We start from the raw sequence: 18,656 nt of genomic DNA, 5'->3' as shown, positions 1-18,656 counted from the left end.
TATGAAGCAGAAGTGACGTTTTATTTACAGTTTAGGGTCAATTTGAAGACAGTATTTGATAGGGCAATAGATACGACATGAAATAAAAAATCCTCCATACAGTGTTGGAGGAAATAAGATAGAAGTTTGTAATTCTCAAGTTTTAGTGGCTTGTTGTTTTTCTTTTCTCTAATAATTTTCCGAAAAATAAACCAATTTCAAATAACAGCCACATGGGTACCGCAAGCATAATCATAGAAAGTGCATCAGGTGGAGTGACAAACATCGCAATGAAAAAGCATCCCACGACAATGAAACGACGCTTTTCAGCGAGACTCTGTGTGCTAACGACACCAATTAAAATTAGGACTAAAGTAATAATTGGGATTTCAAAAGTGAGTCCAAAAACTAAAAAGAGTTTCAAACAAAAACTGAGATAACTATTGATATCCGTCATTGGAGCGACGCTTTCAGGCGAGACACTGATAAAAAAATGTAAAATTGCTGGAAGCGTAATGAAGTAAGCAAACGCGATCCCGATATAAAACAGTGCGATACTACCCACAAGCAGTGGAACCGCCAAGAAGCGCTCTTTCTCATATAGTGCAGGTCGCACAAAAGACCAAATTAAGTAAATGATGACTGGCATTGCTAACACCAGAGCAACAAATAGATTTAATTTAAACGGTGCCATAAATGTTGCTGTGACATCTGTCGCAATCATGGTTGAGTTGACTGGCAGTTGTTGGCGTAGTGGCTCAGATAACAGTTGATAAGTCGTATTGCGAAAAGGCAATAAACAAAAGAACAGCAACAGGGTAATGCCGACGATTTTAAATAAATACTTGCGCAGTGTAATTAAGTGCTGCATGACAGGCATTTGTTCTAATTCTTCATCTTGGCCTGTGTTTGAGTCTGGCCTTGTTGACACTTGATTCATACGGCTATCTTCAATTGGGGCTGAATAGGTATATTTGCTGCAGTAAACAAAGGTGTACCATGTTGTTTAAGATGGTTGATTGAAAATGGTGTTAATGGAGAGGGTGTGAGCCACTGATATTCATATGCAGTCGTATTTTCAGTCTTTGTTATTGGAGCTGATTTACTGAGATGCTCGAGTTGTTTTTGTAAGCGTTGTTCTATTTCGGTCATACGCTCAATTTCTTTTTGGATTTCCTGACGAAACTCAGAAAGCTTTAGCTCACGATCTACCTCAGTTTGAACGCTATTCATAAAACGTTTGGCTTTGCCATACCATTTGGCTGCAAAGCGTGCTGCTTCAGGTAGTTTCTCAGGACCTAGAACTAATAATGCAACGATAGCAAAGCATAAGAGTTCCGTCATACCTACATTTAGCATGGCAGTGCTCGCTTAGCTTTTAATAGAACTTTCGGTGCTTTTGACATGAGCATCAATCGTTCGTGGCTCATTGAGTTGAGCTGCTTCAGCTTCCTCATCACGGATCGACTTTTTAAAGTCTTTCACCGCACCGCCGACATCTTTGCCTAAGTTCTTAAGTTTGGCTGTACCAAAAAGAAGAATAACCACAATTGCAAAAATTAGTACGTGCCAAATTGATAGTCCCGCCATGGGTAGATCCTCATCATTTTTCGTTTTCCCTATATCAACAGGCTTGTGTGACATTGCGGTGACGATGATATTTCAATTTCAAGACAAAACGATCGCTTCGCACTGATTTTGAGAAAAAGCAGTGTATGATGATTCGGTGAAATTTCAAGGATATTGAAGTGACGTTGCTGCTCCCTCTGTTGGCCTTTCTTAGTGGTTTATTTCTTGCATCCACCCCTTTGGCAACACGGTTGAAAACAGGCTTTTCAAGTCTTTTAGCACGTTGCTTTATTCCGATTGTTATTGTCTACAACATGGTGTTTTATCAGGCTGGTAGCTTTAGTCTGATGTTATTCAGTTTTGTCGTGGCAGTGCTCTTATTTTACTTTTTCCTATATTTTTCAAAGAATAAATTAAGCGCCCTATGTTTTAGTTATGTCAATATGGCATGGCTAGGCTTTCCTTTTGCGATTGCGTTGTTTGGCACAAAAATTAGTCCAGCAATGGTGGCCTTATATATCGGTGGTTCTATTTTTGGCAATCTCTGGGCGGTGACGGCAGTGAGCCAAACATCGTTAGCTTTTTCATTTATTTTAAAAAAAGTGCTCTGTGCTCCACCCATGATTGCTTTGATTCTGGCCCTTATTTTGCGTTCCGTTGGGGTGCAACATTGGTCACAGCATGATCTGATTGATGTGATTTATAGTGCAGCCAAATTTTGTATGAGCTTCTCTGGCATGTGTGTATTGGGTATGTGGTTGAGGCACACCAAAGTTGAGAAAGCGGACCTGTGGCAAAGTAGTCAGACAGCTTTATTAAAATTGGCATGCGGCGTGGTGCTGTGTGGGCTGAGTTATCGTTACTTCGCTATTCCTAATATTGAACAATATATTGGGGTCATGTTCTTATTGTTCTGTTTACCGCCAGCAGCCAATATTGTGGCTTTGGAAACGCATTATCAGGGTACAGGCACGTCGGCAAAATACATTGCTTCAGGTACGATCATCAGCTGTGCCGTGGTGAGTATTTATGGTTTATTGCTGCATGTATTTGCTGTGATCTAAGCACTCACTTTAGCTAGAAATGCATAGTACTGCTGCGCAAGGGCGATAGAGGAGAATATAGAAAATTTTTCGCCACCTTCCTCCCCAAGGGGAGAAGGGGCAACATTACACAGCTTAGTTTTTATTGTTCTAAACTGGCTTTAAACAGTTGCATAGCCTGACCACGATGGCTGATTTTATTTTTTTCTTCTTTGCTCATTTCTGCACTTGAAAGCCCTAACTCGGGTAACCAGAACAGCGGGTCATAACCAAAACCATTTTCACCACGTGCAGCCTCCAGTACTTCACCTTTCCAAATGCCTTGGAAAATTTGTGGAAGAGGATCATCAGCATGTTGCACTAACACTAAAACGCATACAAACATGCCTTCAATCGCTTGAGCGTCTTTACGCAGTGGCTTGAGTTCAGCTAAGAGCTTTTGGTTATTGGCCGCATCATCGCCGTGTTCACCTGCATAACGCGCAGAGTAAATCCCTGGAGCACCATCTAAAACTGGGACACAAATCCCAGAGTCATCTGCAATGGCTGGTTTTCCTGAAATTTTAGAAGCATGGCGTGCTTTAATAATCGCATTTTCGACAAAGCTCAAACCATCTTCAATGGCATCTTCAATATTCAATTTACCTTGAGCAATCACTTCAACAGGTAAGTTCAGCTCTGCAAATAATTTTTCAAATTCCGCAATTTTGCCTTTGTTATTGCTTGCGAGGACTAAGGTACCTTGAGATAACCAATCAGTTGATGCCATGTGAAAGATCCGTGCTTTAAAAATTATGCGGTTATTTTAACAAGTCCGACTCATGGATAGGCAATAAAAAAGCACCCGAAGGTGCTGAGTATGGAAATAAAAGCTTATTGAGCTTGAATCCACTTGTCTGCACGGTCACGTGCTTGACGAATTTGATCTTGTGTTAAGTTTGCCGCTAAGGCTGTTTTCTTGCCTTCAGAAAGCGTAATCACTTTATTGTCGAGCATGCCATCACGGGTTGAAAGCTCATACCATTGATAAGCACCCATGTAGTTTTTCTTTTGCTCTTCCATCATCGCCAAGTTAAAGCTTGCGCGGTTATCACCACGGCTGGCTGCTTTTTCAAAGTATTGACGTGCTAAAGATTCATCTTTTTTGGTGCCTAGGCCATCTGCAAGCATACGACCAACATTTAGCTGAGCAGCCGAAAGACCTTGATCTGCAGCGGCTTTGTACCAAGCAAAGGCCTGTCGTTCATCTGCAGAGATATCTTTACCTTGTTGATACTTGGTTGCAAGATAGAACTGCGCAGCAGGCTGACCTGCTTTTGCCGCTTTAATTAAGCTATTGATATCCATAACAGAATACTGTGCAGCTTGACTCGCAACAGACGTGGTTGGGGAAACATAATCTGCATGAGCTTGAATGCTCAAAAGTCCAACCAGTAGTGTCGTGCTTAAGAATAGTTTTTTCATAGAGCGCTCACTCGATAAATTGCGACTTCACCAAACAAATTCGGGAGACGTTTACTGAGTAAACTATCTTGTTGATCCCCATTTACAGCGAGTCGATTAATAATTCTGATGTTATTTTCCGCACAAAGTGCTTCAAAATCACGGAAAGTACATAAGTGGATATTGGGTGTGTTATACCACATGTACGGCAAAACTTCAGAAACGGGCATCATTCCTTTCAGTGCCAAGAAAGAACGGGTCTTCCAATGGGCAAAGTTAGGAAAAGTAATGATCGCCTGTTTCCCTACGCGCACCATATCACGTAATAAAACATCTGGTGCATCTACCGCTTGCAAGGCTTGTGCCATAACGACATAGTCAAATGACTGGTCTGCAAAGCGGCTTAAACCCAAGTTTAAGTCTTGTTGGATAATATTTAACCCGCGACCGACTGCAATTGCAATCTTTTCTTGATCAATTTCCAGTCCATATGCGCGAATATTGTGCTTTTTGCTCATATGAGCCAGTAATTCACCGTCACCACAACCTAAATCGAGTACGCTAGAATCAGGTTTGATCCATTTTTCTGCCAGTTGATGATCAATACGCATTACACAGCCTCCTGGGTTGCTTGAAGGTGTTCAGAACCACCCAAAAATGCACGTAATGCTTTTACATACAAAGGAATCGGGAACAGGAACGAGTCATGGCCTTGTTCAGCGTCGATATCTAAATAGCTCACTGGTTTGTGGTTGGTGATCAACGCATCCACAATTTCTTGTGAACGTTGCGGGGTAAAACGCCAGTCGGTGGTAAAGGACACCACAAGGAACTGACATTTGGTCTGTGACATGGCTTTAACTAAAGACTGTTCATACTCACGCGAAGGATCAAAATAATCCAAAGCTTTGGTCATAATCAGATAAGTGTTGGCGTCAAAGTTACGGCTAAATTGCTCACCTTGATAGCGCAAATAGCTTTCGACTTGGAATTCGACATCGAAACCATACATAAATTTGCCTGACTTTAAGTCGCGGCCAAACTTTTGTTTCATGGCTTCTTCAGATAGATAGGTAATATGACCGACCATACGTGCCAAAATTAGGCCACGTTTTGGATAGCTATCATTTTCAAGATAGCGACCATCATGGAAGTCTGGATCAGACAAAATTGACTGTCGTGCGACTTCGTTAAAGGCAATATTCTGAGCAGACAGTTTCGGCGCACTGGCAATAATCACGCATTTTTGCAAACGATCAGGATAATCAACCGACCATTGCAAGGCTTGCATACCACCCAGCGAACCACCAATCACCGCACTCCAGACTTGAATACCCAGATGATCGGATAAAATAGCTTGGGTTTTAACCCAGTCACGGACGGTGACTAAAGGAAAGTCAGGACCATAAGGACGGTTATCATTTTCAGGGTTTGGCGAAGTTGGCCCTGTTGAACCGTTACAGCCCCCAATATTGTTCAGTGCAACCACGAAAAACTTTGAAGTATCAATCGCTTTACCTGGGCCAATACAGGCATCCCACCAACCTGGTTTTTTATCGTCAGCATGATGGTAACCCGCAGCATGATGATGACCCGATAGCGCATGGCAAATTAAAATCGCATTGGATTTATCTGCATTGAGTTCACCATAGGTTTCAACCATCAGTTCATAACGAGGGAGAATACGACCGCATTCGAGCTCTAAGGGCTCTTCAAAAGTAAACTTTTGTGGACTAACGATACCCACGGAGTCAGCAGGAAAAGACACAGGAATAATACGCCTTAAATCTTTGGGGTTAATAAACAAAAGGATACCACTTGAGGGTATCCTTCTAAAGTCATTTTAGTGCTAATTATTATTGCTAATACTTATACCGCAGCAGCAATCACTTGATCTGTGCTTAACACACCTTGATCAATTAAGCGGTTGGTACACGCAATAATAGCTTCAATCGATGAGGTCACAATGTTGTCGTGAATACCCGCACCGAAGGCTGATTTACCTGTACCTTTGACTTGTAATTCAACCAAAGCCAAGGCTTTTGCATTTGCCCCAGAGCTAATACCGCGCTCTTCGTAGCTCAACACGTCGATTGGTAACTGTAAAGCATCCAACATTGCAGAGATTGGACCATTGCCTTCGCCACGTAATTGCTGCGTTTCACCATTTACTTCAATTTCAAGCTCAACCACTTGTTTGCCGTTGTTGTCATACAAACGGTAGTTCTTAGTCGAGTAATGCGTATCTTTGGTGTCCACATAAGTTTCTTTGAATAATTTCCAAATTTCTTGTGCGGTAATTTCAGTGCCTTCTTCATCGGTACGTTTTTGTACGGTTTGAGAGAATTCAATTTGGATACGACGTGGCAATACCACGTTGTAATTTGCTTCTAACAAGTAAGCAATACCGCCTTTACCTGACTGTGAGTTGACGCGAATTACAGCATCATAGTCGCGGCCCAAGTCTTTCGGGTCGATTGGCAAGTATGGCATATCCCAAATTTCTTCGTTCTTTTGGAACTCGAAACCTTTCTTAATGGCATCTTGATGTGAACCAGAAAATGCGGTGAAGACCAAATCACCTGCATATGGGTGACGAGGGTGAACAGGCAAACCTGTACATTCTTCTACCGTTGCAATGATTTCATTGATATTTGAAAAATCTAAGTTTGGCGCAACACCTTGAGAGTACATATTCAAAGCAATTGCAGCGACGTCGACGTTACCTGTACGTTCGCCATTACCAAACACACAACCTTCGATACGGTCTGCACCGGCCATAATCGCCAATTCTGATGCAGCAATCCCACAGCCACGGTCGTTGTGACAGTGCACAGAAATAATCACGCCATCACGACGAGCAATGTTGCGGTGCATCCATTCGACTTGGTCTGCATAAACATTCGGTGTCGAAACTTCAACCGTAGCAGGTAGGTTTAAAATCACTTTATTGCTTGGTGATGCTTCCCAAATTTCGGTAACTGCATCACACACGTCTTTTGCAACTTCTAATTCGGTTGCAGAGAAACACTCTGGGCTGTACTGGAACACCCATTCCGTTTCCGGATATTGCGCTGCATATTCTTTAACTTTGCTGGCTGCATTGACTGCTAATTGCTTCGCACCTGCAACATCGACATTTAAGACTTTTTGGCGGAAAGTTGGAGCATTTGAATTATAAATATGTACGATGGCACGTTTTGCGCCCGCTAAAGACTCAAAAGTACGCTGGATCAAATGATCACGTGCTTGAACTAAAACTTCGATATACACATCATCTGGAATGTGATTTTCTTCGATTAATTTACGGGTAAAGTCAAAGTCAATTTGAGATGCTGAAGGGAAACCGATTTCAATATTCTTGAATCCAATTTTCACCAACATTTGGAACATTTTAAATTTTTGTTCCATGTCCATCGGTTCAAAAATTGCTTGGTTACCATCACGCAGGTCAGTACTCATCCAAATAGGCGCTTTTGTAATTTCGTTGTTTGGCCATTGACGGTCTGGCAAGTCAACACGTTGATACATGCGACGATATTTTTTACTTGGATCAGCCAACATCATGAGGTAACTCCTTACATAGTACGGGTTGCATTTGAGTGGGTAATAAAAAGCAACCTACTACTGAATATAGATTGTGTCTATGGTCTCTATTTACAAGGGAGTCTTCAGGGTGTTTGTAAACGTAAATATTTGATACGACTTAGATTTACCGTGAGTAACCTTGTAACGTTATATTTAAGAGTTTAATCCACTTCGGTCGAAAAGATTTTTCTTTTTTTATGGATTTTAGTCGTATCTGAAAAAATATTTCCCTCTAATTTGATATATAGGGGAAATATTTCCGTGTATTTTTGAGATGTGTTTGATCTTTTTCTTCATTTTACGAATTTGATTCATTTCATTCGCTTTTTTGAAGAGGTTATGAGAACTCTATGACCATATCGGGCTGTATATCTGCAAGGGTTGCAGTGCCCATCAACGCCATGGTGATCTCAAATTCTTCTTTTAAGATTTTAAGCACATGGGCAACGCCCAAGGCACCCGCAGTGGCAAGACCATAAATACATGGTCGCCCAACTAAAACCGCGGAAGCTCCCAAGGCAATAGCCTTAAACACATCTGAGCCGCGACGCACACCCCCATCATATAAAAGAGGGAAGTCATGCGGAACGGCTTTTTTGATGAGTTGCAAGGCTTTGAGTGGAGGAATACAGGTATCTAAAACACGACCGCCGTGGTTAGACACAATTAAGCCTTGTATGCCATGTTGAATGGCCAGTTGTGCATCGAGTGGACTGACGATGCCTTTTAACAGGATGGGTAAATCAGTCTGTTGAACCATCCATGCGATGTCGTCCCACGTCGGAGCAATTTTCATTAGCCCATTAAACACGGGATGATCGCCTTCTTGCAGTTCAGGCAGTGGAATATGGGCAGGAGTGTGCGGATGCTGCATGTTTTCAGGGAGGTGAAAGAAAGCACGACGTTCACGATCACGGATGCCTGTATGTGGTGAGTCCACAGTGATCACAATGGCTGTGAAGTTTTGTGCCTCAGCGAGCTTAAGCAAAGCCAAAGACTTATCGCGGTCACCTTGCCAGTACAGTTGGAACCATTTGAAGGGATTCTCTGGTTTGAATGTGCGCATATCGGTATTGGTAAAGGTACTCAAAATCATATTACTGCCGAGTACTTCTGCTGCCAGTGCAGTTGCAGCTTCTGCTTCAGGATGAAACTGCTGTTGATGACCAATCGGTGCCACAAAAATAGGATGTGGAAAGGTTTGTCCTAAGATTTCACAGCTCGTATTGCCTTGAGTGAGATCTCTTAACATGCGTGGTATCAAGTGCAGGTTTTGGAACTGAGCGAGGTTATTCCGAACACTGATCTCATCCATAGCACCACCTTGCAAATAGTGCCAGACCATCTCAGGCAGATGCTTTTCTGCCTCAATTTCATAGTCTGCAATCGTTTGTAATGAGGCAGGAATTTGGGTGAGTGGTGGCAAAACAGTTTTTGATGTCATGGAACGGTCCAGTTACTACAGTAGTTAACGTTGAGCTGGGATTATTGTTTTACAGTTCAGCCCATTTGCGCATCAGGTTATGATACAGACTGGTGAGCTTGACCACTTCTTGATGTTGATCACCGAGTTGTACACGTAGGTTCTGAATGGTTTGATCAAGATTAAATAAGATATGGCGGTCAGCATCATTTCGAATCATACTTTGAACCCAAAAGAACGAAGCGACACGGCAGCCTGAGGTCACTGGTGTTACCTCATGCACGCTAGTAGATGGATATAAAATCATATCACCCGCAGGTAATTTCACTTCATGATAACCATAGGTGTCTTCTACCACCAAATCGCCACCTTCATATTCGTCAGGTTCGCTTAGAAAAACAGTGCAGGATACATCGGTACGAATCCGATCTTTGCTTCCGGCTACCCAGCGAATGGCATTGTCTACATGGAAGCCAAAAGTTTCGCCTTGTTCATAGCGGTTAAAATATGGCGGCAAAATATCTAAAGGTAGGGCAGCGGACATAAAGAGTGGATGTTGTCCAAGTGCTTCTAAGATGATATTGCCTAAGTGTTGCGTGAGCGGGTGATCTTCAGGGAGTTGTTGATTTTGTTTTACATTTTTTGAGAGTGATCCTGTGGTTTTTTTACCATCAATCCACTCGACTTTTGCCATTTCATCACGGAAGTATTGAACTTGCTCTTTTGTTAGTACATTGGGAATATGATGGATCACAACGCGACCTGCTGAAAATGAAAGATCTATTTAGTCTTTAAGCATATATAAAAATAGCCTCAATGAGAGGCTATTTTTATCAAATCTCAGGATGAAAAAGATTTTAGTTAAAAACTTAGTATTTGAAGTTTAGAGACAGTACTGCGCTACGACCTTCAGCTTCAGTTGCATAGTGAGATGAATATGCTTTAGTGAAGTAGCGTGTATCAGCCAAGTTGTTGACATTTAACTGCAGGTCAACATTTTTGTTTACGTTGTAACGCGCCATAGCATCGTAGCGAACGTAGCCCGGTACGTATTTAGTATTTGCAGCATTAGCATAGACTTTGTCCATGGCAATTGCACCCGCACCTAAAGTTAACTGTGGCATGACTTGGTAAGTAGTCCAAAGTGTTGCAGAGTTCTTAGCAACGTTTTGAACTTGTTTACCATTATTGCTGTTTGGTGCGTAAATTGGAGCAGCTGTTGTACCAATATTCTCGAAACCACCATCGATGAGTTCACTGTCTAAATAAGTATAACCCGCAGATACAGCCCATTTGTCCGTAATGTTACCGTTCACGCCAAGTTCAATACCATCGACACGTGTCTCACCGATATTTTGGGTTGTGCCTTCGTCCGTCGTTGCACGTGTATTGGTTTTTTCGGTACGGAAGATCGCAGCGGTTAAATTCAACTTCTCATTCAGCACATCCCATTTCGTGCCAATTTCATAAGTTTTAACTTCTTCAGGTATTAAGTTCTGAATAGCTGCTGTAATACCTTCTGAACCATCACCACCATCTACACCCACTGGATTTGATGAGGTTGCATAACTTGCATAGATCGAGCCATTTTCGACTGGTTTGTAGACTAAGCCGACTTGGTAGTTGACAAAATCAGAGTCATTTTTAATCGCTACTTTATCACCAGCTTGAGCCGTGATAGGTGTGTTATTAGCGCCAGTGACTGAATTGTTAAGTGCACCATAGGTCATAGTCTGCTTAGCAGAATAATCATCCCAACGAAGACCTAAATCTAAAATCCATTGCGGGCTAAATTCAATGCTATCTAGGAAGTAAATAGAGGTATTTTCATTTTCAATGTTATAACGGTCAGCGCCTTCAGTACTGATTGTACCAGTCCATTGTCCACGATTCGGATTTTGGACAGAAGTACACCAGCCCGTAGCAATGTTTTCTGGTGTACATGCATTGTATCCAGCACCTGTTGTATTTTTACCATCAATAATATATTGGGTACGATCAGTTTCTTGGTCTGAATACTCAGCACCTAAGTTAAAGCTGTGCTTTAAGCGACCTGTATTAAATTTACCTGTTAAAGCCAATTGGTCTGTAAAGGTATCAGTATCGGCTACACGTGAGTTTGCACGCGCCCAAACATTTCCTGTTAAAGCCCCTGTAGCACTATAAAAGTTACCTTTTGAGTCATCTGGATTTGTCCAAAGGTAGTCATTTTTAGATTTGTTATAAACAGCGGTATTGCTAAGGGTTAAATTATCAGTAAGATCATGTTCAAGCTTGATCGTTCCTGATTGGTTTTCCTGTTTTTGGAAATCACGATCTTTCCAGCCGTAATACATGCCTTGTTCAACATCAATAGGCTTACCATTACCATTTAATGGTCGGTAATCAATTGCTCCAGGTCTTGGAGCACCAAATGGGTTGTTATATGGAATACCTGAATCAGGGGTATCATCAGTTTTGAGGTAGTAGTAGCTTAAAGTTGCACGCGTGTCGCTGTCTAGACCAAAAGTAATACTTGGCGCAATACCCGCACGTGCATATTCAGTACCATCTTCTTGACCCGCTTTGTCGTTGTGGTGCCCCATTACGGCAACACGAGCAGCAATACCATTACCAAAATCTTTGTTACCGTCTAAAGTAATACGTTGGTAATCATCCGTTCCTGCACCCACAGAACCTTCTAAAAAGTCACCTTTTTTTGCAACTTTAGAAATCATGTTGATGCTACCACCAGTTGTACCTGCACCGCCCATAGCAGATGCAGAACCTTTGGTAATTTCAACTTGTTCAATCGCAAACATTTCGCGGTTTTGCGAAGATGAGTTGCGTACGCCGTCTACGTACATTGAACTTTCAGAGTTGTAACCACGGATAAATGGACGGTCACCATTTGGGTTACCACCTTCACCTGCACCAAGTGTGATCCCAGGCACTGTGCGTAAAGCATCGCTTAAAGTTGTAACTTGAGTGTCTTCAATCAACTGCTTAGAAATAACCGACACTGACTTTGGTGTGTCGAGTAGGGGAGCAACGAACTTGCTGTTTGCAGATTTGTCTACTTTCAAACTTTGTTCTGCTGCCGCTTCCGTGTGAATTGTTTCTAATTGCGCGATTTGATCTTGAGCAACAGCATTGACTGCAACCACAGAGAGTGTTGAAGCGATTGCTGAAGAAACCAGCTTTTTACGTGTTTTGATGAAGGCCATAACGAATCTAGTTCTAGCGTTGTAAATTAGTATGCGAATAATAATGATTCTTATTTTTTGTAGCATAACTATTACATTGGAATTGTCGATGCTTAGATGTATTTGTGTAGAAAAAATAAATGTAATAATGTAATGAAATTAATGTAAGTTTTTGATTCTTATTTGAATTGGAAAATTAGATTATATTTTTATAATGTTATTGGAATTTAGAATCCATTATTTTTAAGCTAAGTTTGAAGGTGTTTCTCAAGTGAATATGTATAAATTATGCTGGATCTATATTAGCTATGTATGAAGAAAACCCTGCCGAAGCAGGGTTTTGCATGTAGCTTAGAACTTAAAGGCCGTACTTAGCTGAACGCGTCGTCCTTCTTGGGTGTTTGTATAGCGGTTATAATAAGCATCTTCAGTGGAAACATATTGATAATCAACAAAATTGACATCAAAAATATTATAAAGTGCGACACCAACTTCGATATTGTCATTCACTATATAGTTGGTTCCAAGATGTCATTGTGTATAGCCTTTATAGTCACCTAAAGTGTTTTTAACGTTACCATCTTCTCGGATTTGACTACTACGATATTCACCACGTACCCAAAGTGATGCATTATCAGCAGGTTGGTAATTAACTAAGAGGTTAGCCATGTGTTCAGCATTATCTGCATCATCAATGGTACGACCTGTCGCATCAGTTAGTTCACCTTCTGTCCATGTATAATTGCCAGAAACTTGCCATTGGTTATTAATTTGGTATGAGGCACCAACTTCAATACCATGTGACTCAGCTTCTTCTGCGTTATAAGGGCGTGCAAGTGTTAAGCTACGATTTTTTGCAGTTGTCCAGTCTACGCCCCATTCTTTTAACTTAGCATCACAGGCTGCTTCATTACCTGTACAGTCAAACTTGATCGGACGACCATCATAGCTGACACCAGGTACATAGGTACCATTTTTGGTCAGTGTATCTACATCACTTTGTCGAATAAAAGTAAGTGCGTAGTTTGCACCCGATGTTGTAATTTTATCTTTGGTCTTATTTTGGAATAATGTTAGGTTCGCATTAAAGCCTTGTTGGTTATCAAAATAAATGCCTAACTCTGTACTTTCACTCGTTTCAGGCTGCAAATTAATATTACCTAAAACTGATGTGCGTCCTTGACCAGCAATGTTGGATAAACCTTGGGTAAGTTGTTCTAAGCGAGGAACTTTATATCCTTCAGCATAACCGCCTTTAGCAGTCCACTGATCATTCATATTCCAAACTAAATATGCGCGTGGGGTAAAGAAATCACCAAAAGCACTGTGATCATCGAAACGGCCACCTAAGGTTAAATTTAAGTTTGGTAAAATAGACCACGTGTCTTCAATAAATAGGCCATATTGCTCAAAAGTTAGTTCAGGGTTGGCACGACGAATACCATCTTTTTGGCTGGCATCCCACCATTGACCACCAATGGTAATGTTGTGATTTTCAATGTTTTGCGTGGTGAACTTAGTATCAAAATAGATATCCTCACTTTTTAATTCACGATTAACGATTTTTTGGTTTTCTGGTGTCGTTAACATGCCCGAGGGTAAAAGCCGTCCAACAGTTTCTGTTTCTACATGAGAAATACTGCTTTCTAAACGACCAAAATTTGTTTGCCATTCATGAGAGATATAGGCTTTGGTGCGTTCATATTCTTGACTAGGTCCATAGCCTTGAGTGCTATTGGGCGCTAGTGGCTTACCATTATTGTCTAGGTATGTACCAAGTTGTCCACGACTGTTATCAAACCATTGTTGAGTGTTTTCAACGTCAAGTGCAAAACTATGATCAGGATGTGGTGTAAAAGTTAAGCGGCCACCAAATGTTTCAATATCTGATTTTGTCGGACTATTTCCTTGAGCTAACGTATTGATCTCGCTATTTGCAGCTGGGACTTTAATATATGATTGTTGGCGTTCAGCTTTCCGTGCGCGGATTTGTAAACCAACCAAATCTTTTACCAGTGGACCTGATGTAAATATTTCGGCAGCGTATTGGTTACCAAACTCTGAGCTATTTGGTAGGACCGTGCCGTTTAAGTTTACAGAGCCAGTCCACTCATTAGACACTTTTTTAGTAATGATATTGATAACGCCGCCCATAGCGTCTGAACCATATAAAGTTGACATTGAGCCGCGAATGACTTCAATTCGCTCAATAGCTGAAATTGGTGGAATAAAATTATTATTAGATTCGCTAAAACCATTCGGTGTAATGTTTCCTACACTATTTTGGCGCTTACCATCGATTAAAATTAAAGTGTATTCAGGTGGCATACCACGCATACGAATATTGAGTGTTCCTGTCTTACCTGCAGTAGGACTAACATCTACACCTTCTACACCACGTAAAGCATCTGCTAATGAGTTCACGCGTTTGGATTTGAGATCTTCTTGATTTAATACAGTAATAGACGCTGGTGCATTTTTAATATCTTGTTCAAAACCCGCAGCTGAAACCACAATGGTGGACAGCTGATGGGTAGATGAATCTTCAGTTGTTGTTTCTGCGAAAACAGGAGTGGTGATTGCCCCAAGCAATGCCAATGAAAGAGGGTGTAGATTAAACTTACTCATAACTAGAGTTTCAATGATGGACGAGAAAAAAATTGAAAAAAACGATCAAAGTTGACGCAAATATTAATGGTAATATTTATCATTTTCAACAAAAAGCCATAAAAAATATAATACTTTGCGCTTAATCAGTAGCGATTTAAAAATATTCAAAATAAAAAACGATAAATGAAGAAAAAATATGTGGTTTCAATCGGGTGTTTTGTATATCGTTCAATGTTGTCATATAATGTGGCACTTTTTAAAATTGTTCTTACCAAAAGATTGAGGAAGCCATGCAAGTAACTTCTGAAGCGGTTTCGGGTGTTACCCGTCGTTTAAATGTATCTGTACCGACGAGCCGTGTTAACGAGCAGTTCGAAGCTCGCTTAAAACGCACTGCTAAAACTGTGAAGATCAACGGCTTCCGTCCAGGTAAAGTGCCAGTAAATGTTGTTCGTCGTGAATATGGCGCGGGTATCTACCAAGAAGTCGTAAGCGACATTATTCGTGACACAGTATTTGAAGCGATCCAACAAGAAAAAATCAATGCTGTTGGCATGCCAAACATTGAAAAATCTGAATTAAAAGACGACGCGCTTGTATACGAAGCGACTGTTGAAGTTTATCCAGAAGTTAACGTGAAATTTGATGGTTTAGAAGTTGAACGTAAAGCATCTGAAGTAAACGACAAAGATGTTGATCAAATGATCGAAAACCTTCAGAAGCAACGTGCTTCTTGGGCTGAAACGAAAGGCATGGCTAAAAAAGACATGCAAGTAACTTTCGACTTTGAAGGTTCAGTAGACGGTGAGAAGTTTGAAGGCGGTTCTGCAGAAGACTTTAAACTTGTTTTAGGTTCAGGTCGTATGATCCCTGGCTTCGAAGACGGCATCGTTGGTATGAAGAAAGGCGAAGAGAAAGTTATCGATGTAACTTTCCCTGAAGATTACCAAGCTGAAAACCTTGCTGGTAAATCAGCTCAATTCAAAATCACTGTGAAGCTTGTTGAAAAACAAAAACTTCCAGAAGTTGATGCTGAATTCCTTAAAATCTTTGGTTTAACTGAAGAAGAAGGCATTGAGAAGTTAAAAGCTGACGTTCGTAAAAACATGGAACGTGAAGTGAAAAATGGTTTGCGTAATCAAGTGAAAGGTGCAGCTTTTGATGCACTTGTAGCTGCAAACGAAGTTGAACTTCCTGCGTCTATGGTTGCTCAAGAAGTTGACCGTCAACGTCAACAAATGATCCAACAGTTCACTCAGCAATTTGGTGCTCAAGGTGCGAAAGCATTTGACTCAAGCATGCTTCCAGATGAGTTGTTCAAAGAACAAGCTGAAAAATCTGTAAAATTAGGCGTATTGGTAAGCAAAGTTTTAGCTGATGCTAAAATTGAAGTAGATCAAGCACGTGTTGATGCTTACATCGAAGACATGGCTTCTTCTTATGAAGATCCAGCTGAAGTGATCGAATACTTCAAAAATGACAAGCAACAACGTTCGCAAATCGAAGCTGTTGTGTTAGAAGACCAAGTGGTTGATCACATCTTAGCGTCTGCTAAAGTAACGGATACTGCTGTAAGCTACGAAGACTTATTGAAAGAGCAACAAGCTCGTCAACAAGGCTAAGTTTAGCTAAAGTAAAAAAGGCGCTTTGAGCGCCTTTTTTATTGTGATTTAGGTTTGTAAAAGGCCTTGCGTTCACAAAGCTTATGCAAAAAATATCTGTTATTTACTTGGGAATATTTTGCATTTTCAGCAATTATCCCTCATATTGTGACTATGAGTTGAGTAACAAAAAATTTAGGAATAAGTAAACGTATGTATATTCCAACTATCGATAATGCCTTAGTTCCAATGGTTGTAGAACAGTCATCTCGCGGTGAACGTTCATTTGACATTTATTCACGTCTTTTGCGTGAACGCGTCATTTTTATGACTGGTGAAGTTGAAGATAACATGGCGAATTTGATTGTCGCGCAAATGTTGTTTTTAGAAGCGGAAAATCCAGATAAAGATATTCATCTTTACATTAACTCACCAGGTGGTTCAGTGACTGCTGGTATGGCGATTTACGATACCATGCAATTTATTAAACCAGATGTTGTGACCTACTGTATGGGTCAAGCAGCATCAATGGGTGCTTTCTTGTTGAATGCAGGTGCGAAGGGTAAACGTTATTGCCTTGAAAATGCACGTGTCATGATCCACCAACCGTTAGGCGGTTTCCGTGGTCAGGCATCTGATATTGAAATTCATGCACGTGAAATTCTGTTCATTAAAGAACGTTTAAACCGTTTAATGGCAGAGCACAGTGGTCAAGACTATGAAACTGTGGCACGTGATACTGACCGTGATAACTTTATGACAGCGCAAGCTGCAAAAGAGTATGGTCTCGTGGACGAAGTGTTATCTAAACGTCCATAAGTTTTAAAAGTTTAGAATTGGAGTGAATATGTCCGAACATCCTCAAGGACAAAAGCATTGTTCATTTTGCGGTAAAACGCAGTCTGAAGTTGGGAAACTGATTGCAGGCGAGGACGCGTACATCTGTAATGAATGTGTGGACGTATGCTTAGACTTGGTGCAAACCAGTCAACAAGTTGAGTCGGGTGACTGGGCTGCAAAACCCTTGCCTAAACCTCACGAGATTCGTGCGGCACTAGATCAATATGTCATTGGTCAAGATGTGGCAAAGAAAACCTTGTCAGTTGCTGTCTATAACCACTATAAACGTCTTAAAGCGACACATGGTGGGCATAAACACGACGATGCTGTTGAAATTGCGAAAAGTAATATTTTATTAGTAGGACCAACAGGTTCGGGTAAAACCTTGCTTGCGCAAACTATGGCACGTCTTCTCGATGTTCCTTTTGCTATGGCTGATGCAACGACACTTACCGAAGCCGGTTATGTCGGTGAAGATGTTGAAAACATTGTACAAAAGCTTCTACAAAAAGCAGACTACGATGTAGAAAAAGCGCAAAAAGGTATTATCTATATCGACGAAATCGACAAGATTACCCGTAAGTCTGAAAACCCATCGATCACGCGTGATGTGTCGGGTGAAGGTGTACAACAAGCGTTACTGAAAATGATCGAAGGTACGGTTGCCTCTATTCCACCTCAAGGTGGTCGTAAGCATCCGCAGCAAGAATTCATTCAAATTGATACTTCAAATATCTTGTTCATCTGTGGTGGGGCATTCTCAGGTCTTGAGAAAATCGTACAGCAGCGCCAAGAAAAAGGTGGAATCGGCTTCACGGCTGAAGTGAAGAAGAAAGATGAAGGCAAGAAATTGTCTGATTTGTTCCGTCAAGTTGAAGCGACAGATTTGGTGAAATTTGGTCTGATTCCAGAGTTTATTGGTCGTTTACCTGTAATTGCGACTTTGGAAGAGTTAGATGAAGAAGCTTTGATGCAAATTCTGACTGAACCGAAAAATGCATTGACCCGTCAATATCAACATTTGTTTGATATGGAAAATGTTGATCTGGTTTTTGAAGACTCAGCACTACGCGCTGTGGCGAAAAAAGCCTTAGACCGCAATACGGGTGCACGTGGCTTACGTTCTATTTTGGAAAATACGCTGCTTGAAACCATGTATGATTTACCAAGTCGTACCGATGTTGGTACGGTTGTGGTGAATGAAGACGTGATTAACGGTACGGCTGCACCATTATTTAAGCCAGAGCGTTTACCAAGAATCGAACAGAAAGATACAGCTAAAGTTGATTTAAAAGTGATTAATTCAAAGTCCGCTTAAGTTGTTATTCATCCGAAACGTGTGAAAATCGAGTGTTTTCACACGTTTTTTTATATT

General features: G+C 41.0%; 15 protein-coding genes and 1 pseudogene. 4 read left to right on the top strand and 12 right to left on the bottom strand.

Translation table 11 applies throughout. The annotated features are described in order from the left end of the window. Positions 1–142 precede the first annotated feature (142 nt). From tatC to tatA, 3 genes are read right to left on the bottom strand one after another with little or no spacing between them, the layout of a single operon-like run. Positions 143–919 (bottom strand): twin-arginine translocase subunit TatC, encoded by a 777-nt coding sequence (tatC, locus tag AC4CU2_RS14625; protein ID WP_004692449.1) that lies wholly within the window; start codon positions 917–919, stop codon positions 143–145. Beyond that, the gene (gene tatB / locus AC4CU2_RS14620) at positions 916–1,338 is read right to left on the bottom strand and encodes a Sec-independent protein translocase protein TatB (RefSeq protein ID WP_224216777.1); all 423 of its coding nucleotides are present in this window, start codon (positions 1,336–1,338) and stop codon (positions 916–918) included. The genes tatC and tatB overlap by 4 nt, the downstream gene beginning before the upstream one ends. Positions 1,339–1,350: 12 nt before the next feature. Beyond that, complete coding sequence (gene tatA, locus AC4CU2_RS14615) at positions 1,351–1,569, bottom strand: Sec-independent protein translocase subunit TatA (RefSeq protein WP_004692445.1); 219 nt, start codon at positions 1,567–1,569, stop codon at positions 1,351–1,353. A 158-nt stretch (positions 1,570–1,727) separates the two neighbouring features. On the opposite strand from tatA, the gene AC4CU2_RS14610 reads away from it, so the two are divergent. Then, positions 1,728–2,612: an AEC family transporter gene (locus tag AC4CU2_RS14610; protein WP_490769010.1), complete on the top strand. Its 885-nt coding sequence runs from the start codon at positions 1,728–1,730 to the stop codon at positions 2,610–2,612. Between the two features lie 121 nt (positions 2,613–2,733). On the opposite strand, the gene rdgB is transcribed toward AC4CU2_RS14610, so the two are convergent. From rdgB to AC4CU2_RS14565, 9 genes and pseudogenes are all read right to left on the bottom strand, one after another. Next, the gene (gene rdgB, locus AC4CU2_RS14605) at positions 2,734–3,360 is read right to left on the bottom strand and encodes an RdgB/HAM1 family non-canonical purine NTP pyrophosphatase (protein ID WP_004692441.1); all 627 of its coding nucleotides are present in this window, start codon (positions 3,358–3,360) and stop codon (positions 2,734–2,736) included. A 104-nt stretch (positions 3,361–3,464) separates the two neighbouring features. Beyond that, on the bottom strand, positions 3,465–4,055 hold the full coding sequence (locus tag AC4CU2_RS14600; protein WP_004692440.1) for a tetratricopeptide repeat protein: 591 nt from the start codon (positions 4,053–4,055) through the stop codon (positions 3,465–3,467). Continuing rightward, complete coding sequence (metW, locus tag AC4CU2_RS14595; protein ID WP_004692438.1) at positions 4,052–4,645, bottom strand: methionine biosynthesis protein MetW; 594 nt, start codon at positions 4,643–4,645, stop codon at positions 4,052–4,054. Before metW ends, AC4CU2_RS14600 begins: the two co-directional genes overlap by 4 nt. Beyond that, positions 4,645–5,802 (bottom strand): homoserine O-succinyltransferase MetX, encoded by a 1,158-nt coding sequence (gene metX / locus AC4CU2_RS14590; RefSeq protein WP_004692437.1) that lies wholly within the window; start codon positions 5,800–5,802, stop codon positions 4,645–4,647. The genes metW and metX overlap by 1 nt, the downstream gene beginning before the upstream one ends. Positions 5,803–5,903: 101 nt before the next feature. After that, complete coding sequence (gene leuA / locus AC4CU2_RS14585) at positions 5,904–7,601, bottom strand: 2-isopropylmalate synthase (RefSeq protein ID WP_201953580.1); 1,698 nt, start codon at positions 7,599–7,601, stop codon at positions 5,904–5,906. 358 nt (positions 7,602–7,959) lie between these two features. Continuing rightward, entirely contained in the window at positions 7,960–9,066 is a 1,107-nt protein-coding gene (locus AC4CU2_RS14580; protein ID WP_490769009.1) for an alpha-hydroxy acid oxidase, read from the bottom strand. Between the two features lie 49 nt (positions 9,067–9,115). Further along, on the bottom strand, positions 9,116–9,799 hold the full coding sequence (locus AC4CU2_RS14575; RefSeq protein ID WP_490769008.1) for a Fe2+-dependent dioxygenase: 684 nt from the start codon (positions 9,797–9,799) through the stop codon (positions 9,116–9,118). Between the two features lie 115 nt (positions 9,800–9,914). Further along, positions 9,915–12,251: a TonB-dependent receptor gene (locus AC4CU2_RS14570; protein ID WP_490769007.1), complete on the bottom strand. Its 2,337-nt coding sequence runs from the start codon at positions 12,249–12,251 to the stop codon at positions 9,915–9,917. Between the two features lie 330 nt (positions 12,252–12,581). After that, positions 12,582–14,858 (bottom strand): annotated as a pseudogene (locus tag AC4CU2_RS14565) (TonB-dependent receptor domain-containing protein). Between the two features lie 272 nt (positions 14,859–15,130). Here AC4CU2_RS14565 and tig point away from each other — a divergent pair. From tig to clpX, 3 genes are all read left to right on the top strand, one after another. Beyond that, complete coding sequence (gene tig / locus AC4CU2_RS14560; RefSeq protein ID WP_004979052.1) at positions 15,131–16,462, top strand: trigger factor; 1,332 nt, start codon at positions 15,131–15,133, stop codon at positions 16,460–16,462. Positions 16,463–16,654: 192 nt separating this feature from the next. Next, on the top strand, positions 16,655–17,260 hold the full coding sequence (clpP, locus tag AC4CU2_RS14555) for an ATP-dependent Clp endopeptidase proteolytic subunit ClpP (RefSeq protein ID WP_004692427.1): 606 nt from the start codon (positions 16,655–16,657) through the stop codon (positions 17,258–17,260). Positions 17,261–17,288: 28 nt separating this feature from the next. Further along, a complete protein-coding gene (clpX, locus tag AC4CU2_RS14550) occupies positions 17,289–18,599 on the top strand; it encodes an ATP-dependent protease ATP-binding subunit ClpX (protein ID WP_078425200.1) in 1,311 nt (436 codons plus the stop codon). Positions 18,600–18,656: the final 57 nt, after the last annotated feature.

This window comes from Acinetobacter sp. 797_lipA (assembly GCF_058243025.1).
The sequence above is the reverse complement of the archived record's forward strand: the minus strand, read 5'-3'. Positions and strand labels throughout refer to the sequence as shown.

Bases quoted from the DNA above. Each gene is read 5' to 3' on its own strand.
- tatC (WP_004692449.1), bottom strand. From the start codon at position 919: ATGAATCAAGTGTCAACAAGGCCAGACTCAAACACAGGCCAAGATGAA.
- AC4CU2_RS14570 (WP_490769007.1), bottom strand. From the start codon at position 12,251: ATGGCCTTCATCAAAACACGTAAAAAGCTGGTTTCTTCAGCAATCGCT.
- leuA (WP_201953580.1), bottom strand. From the start codon at position 7,601: ATGATGTTGGCTGATCCAAGTAAAAAATATCGTCGCATGTATCAACGT.
- AC4CU2_RS14600 (WP_004692440.1), bottom strand. From the start codon at position 4,055: ATGAAAAAACTATTCTTAAGCACGACACTACTGGTTGGACTTTTGAGC.
- tatB (WP_224216777.1), bottom strand. From the start codon at position 1,338: ATGCTAAATGTAGGTATGACGGAACTCTTATGCTTTGCTATCGTTGCA.
- rdgB (WP_004692441.1), bottom strand. From the start codon at position 3,360: ATGGCATCAACTGATTGGTTATCTCAAGGTACCTTAGTCCTCGCAAGC.
- AC4CU2_RS14580 (WP_490769009.1), bottom strand. From the start codon at position 9,066: ATGACATCAAAAACTGTTTTGCCACCACTCACCCAAATTCCTGCCTCA.
- clpX (WP_078425200.1), top strand. From the start codon at position 17,289: ATGTCCGAACATCCTCAAGGACAAAAGCATTGTTCATTTTGCGGTAAA.
- tig (WP_004979052.1), top strand. From the start codon at position 15,131: ATGCAAGTAACTTCTGAAGCGGTTTCGGGTGTTACCCGTCGTTTAAAT.
- clpP (WP_004692427.1), top strand. From the start codon at position 16,655: ATGTATATTCCAACTATCGATAATGCCTTAGTTCCAATGGTTGTAGAA.
- metW (WP_004692438.1), bottom strand. From the start codon at position 4,645: ATGCGTATTGATCATCAACTGGCAGAAAAATGGATCAAACCTGATTCT.
- tatA (WP_004692445.1), bottom strand. From the start codon at position 1,569: ATGGCGGGACTATCAATTTGGCACGTACTAATTTTTGCAATTGTGGTT.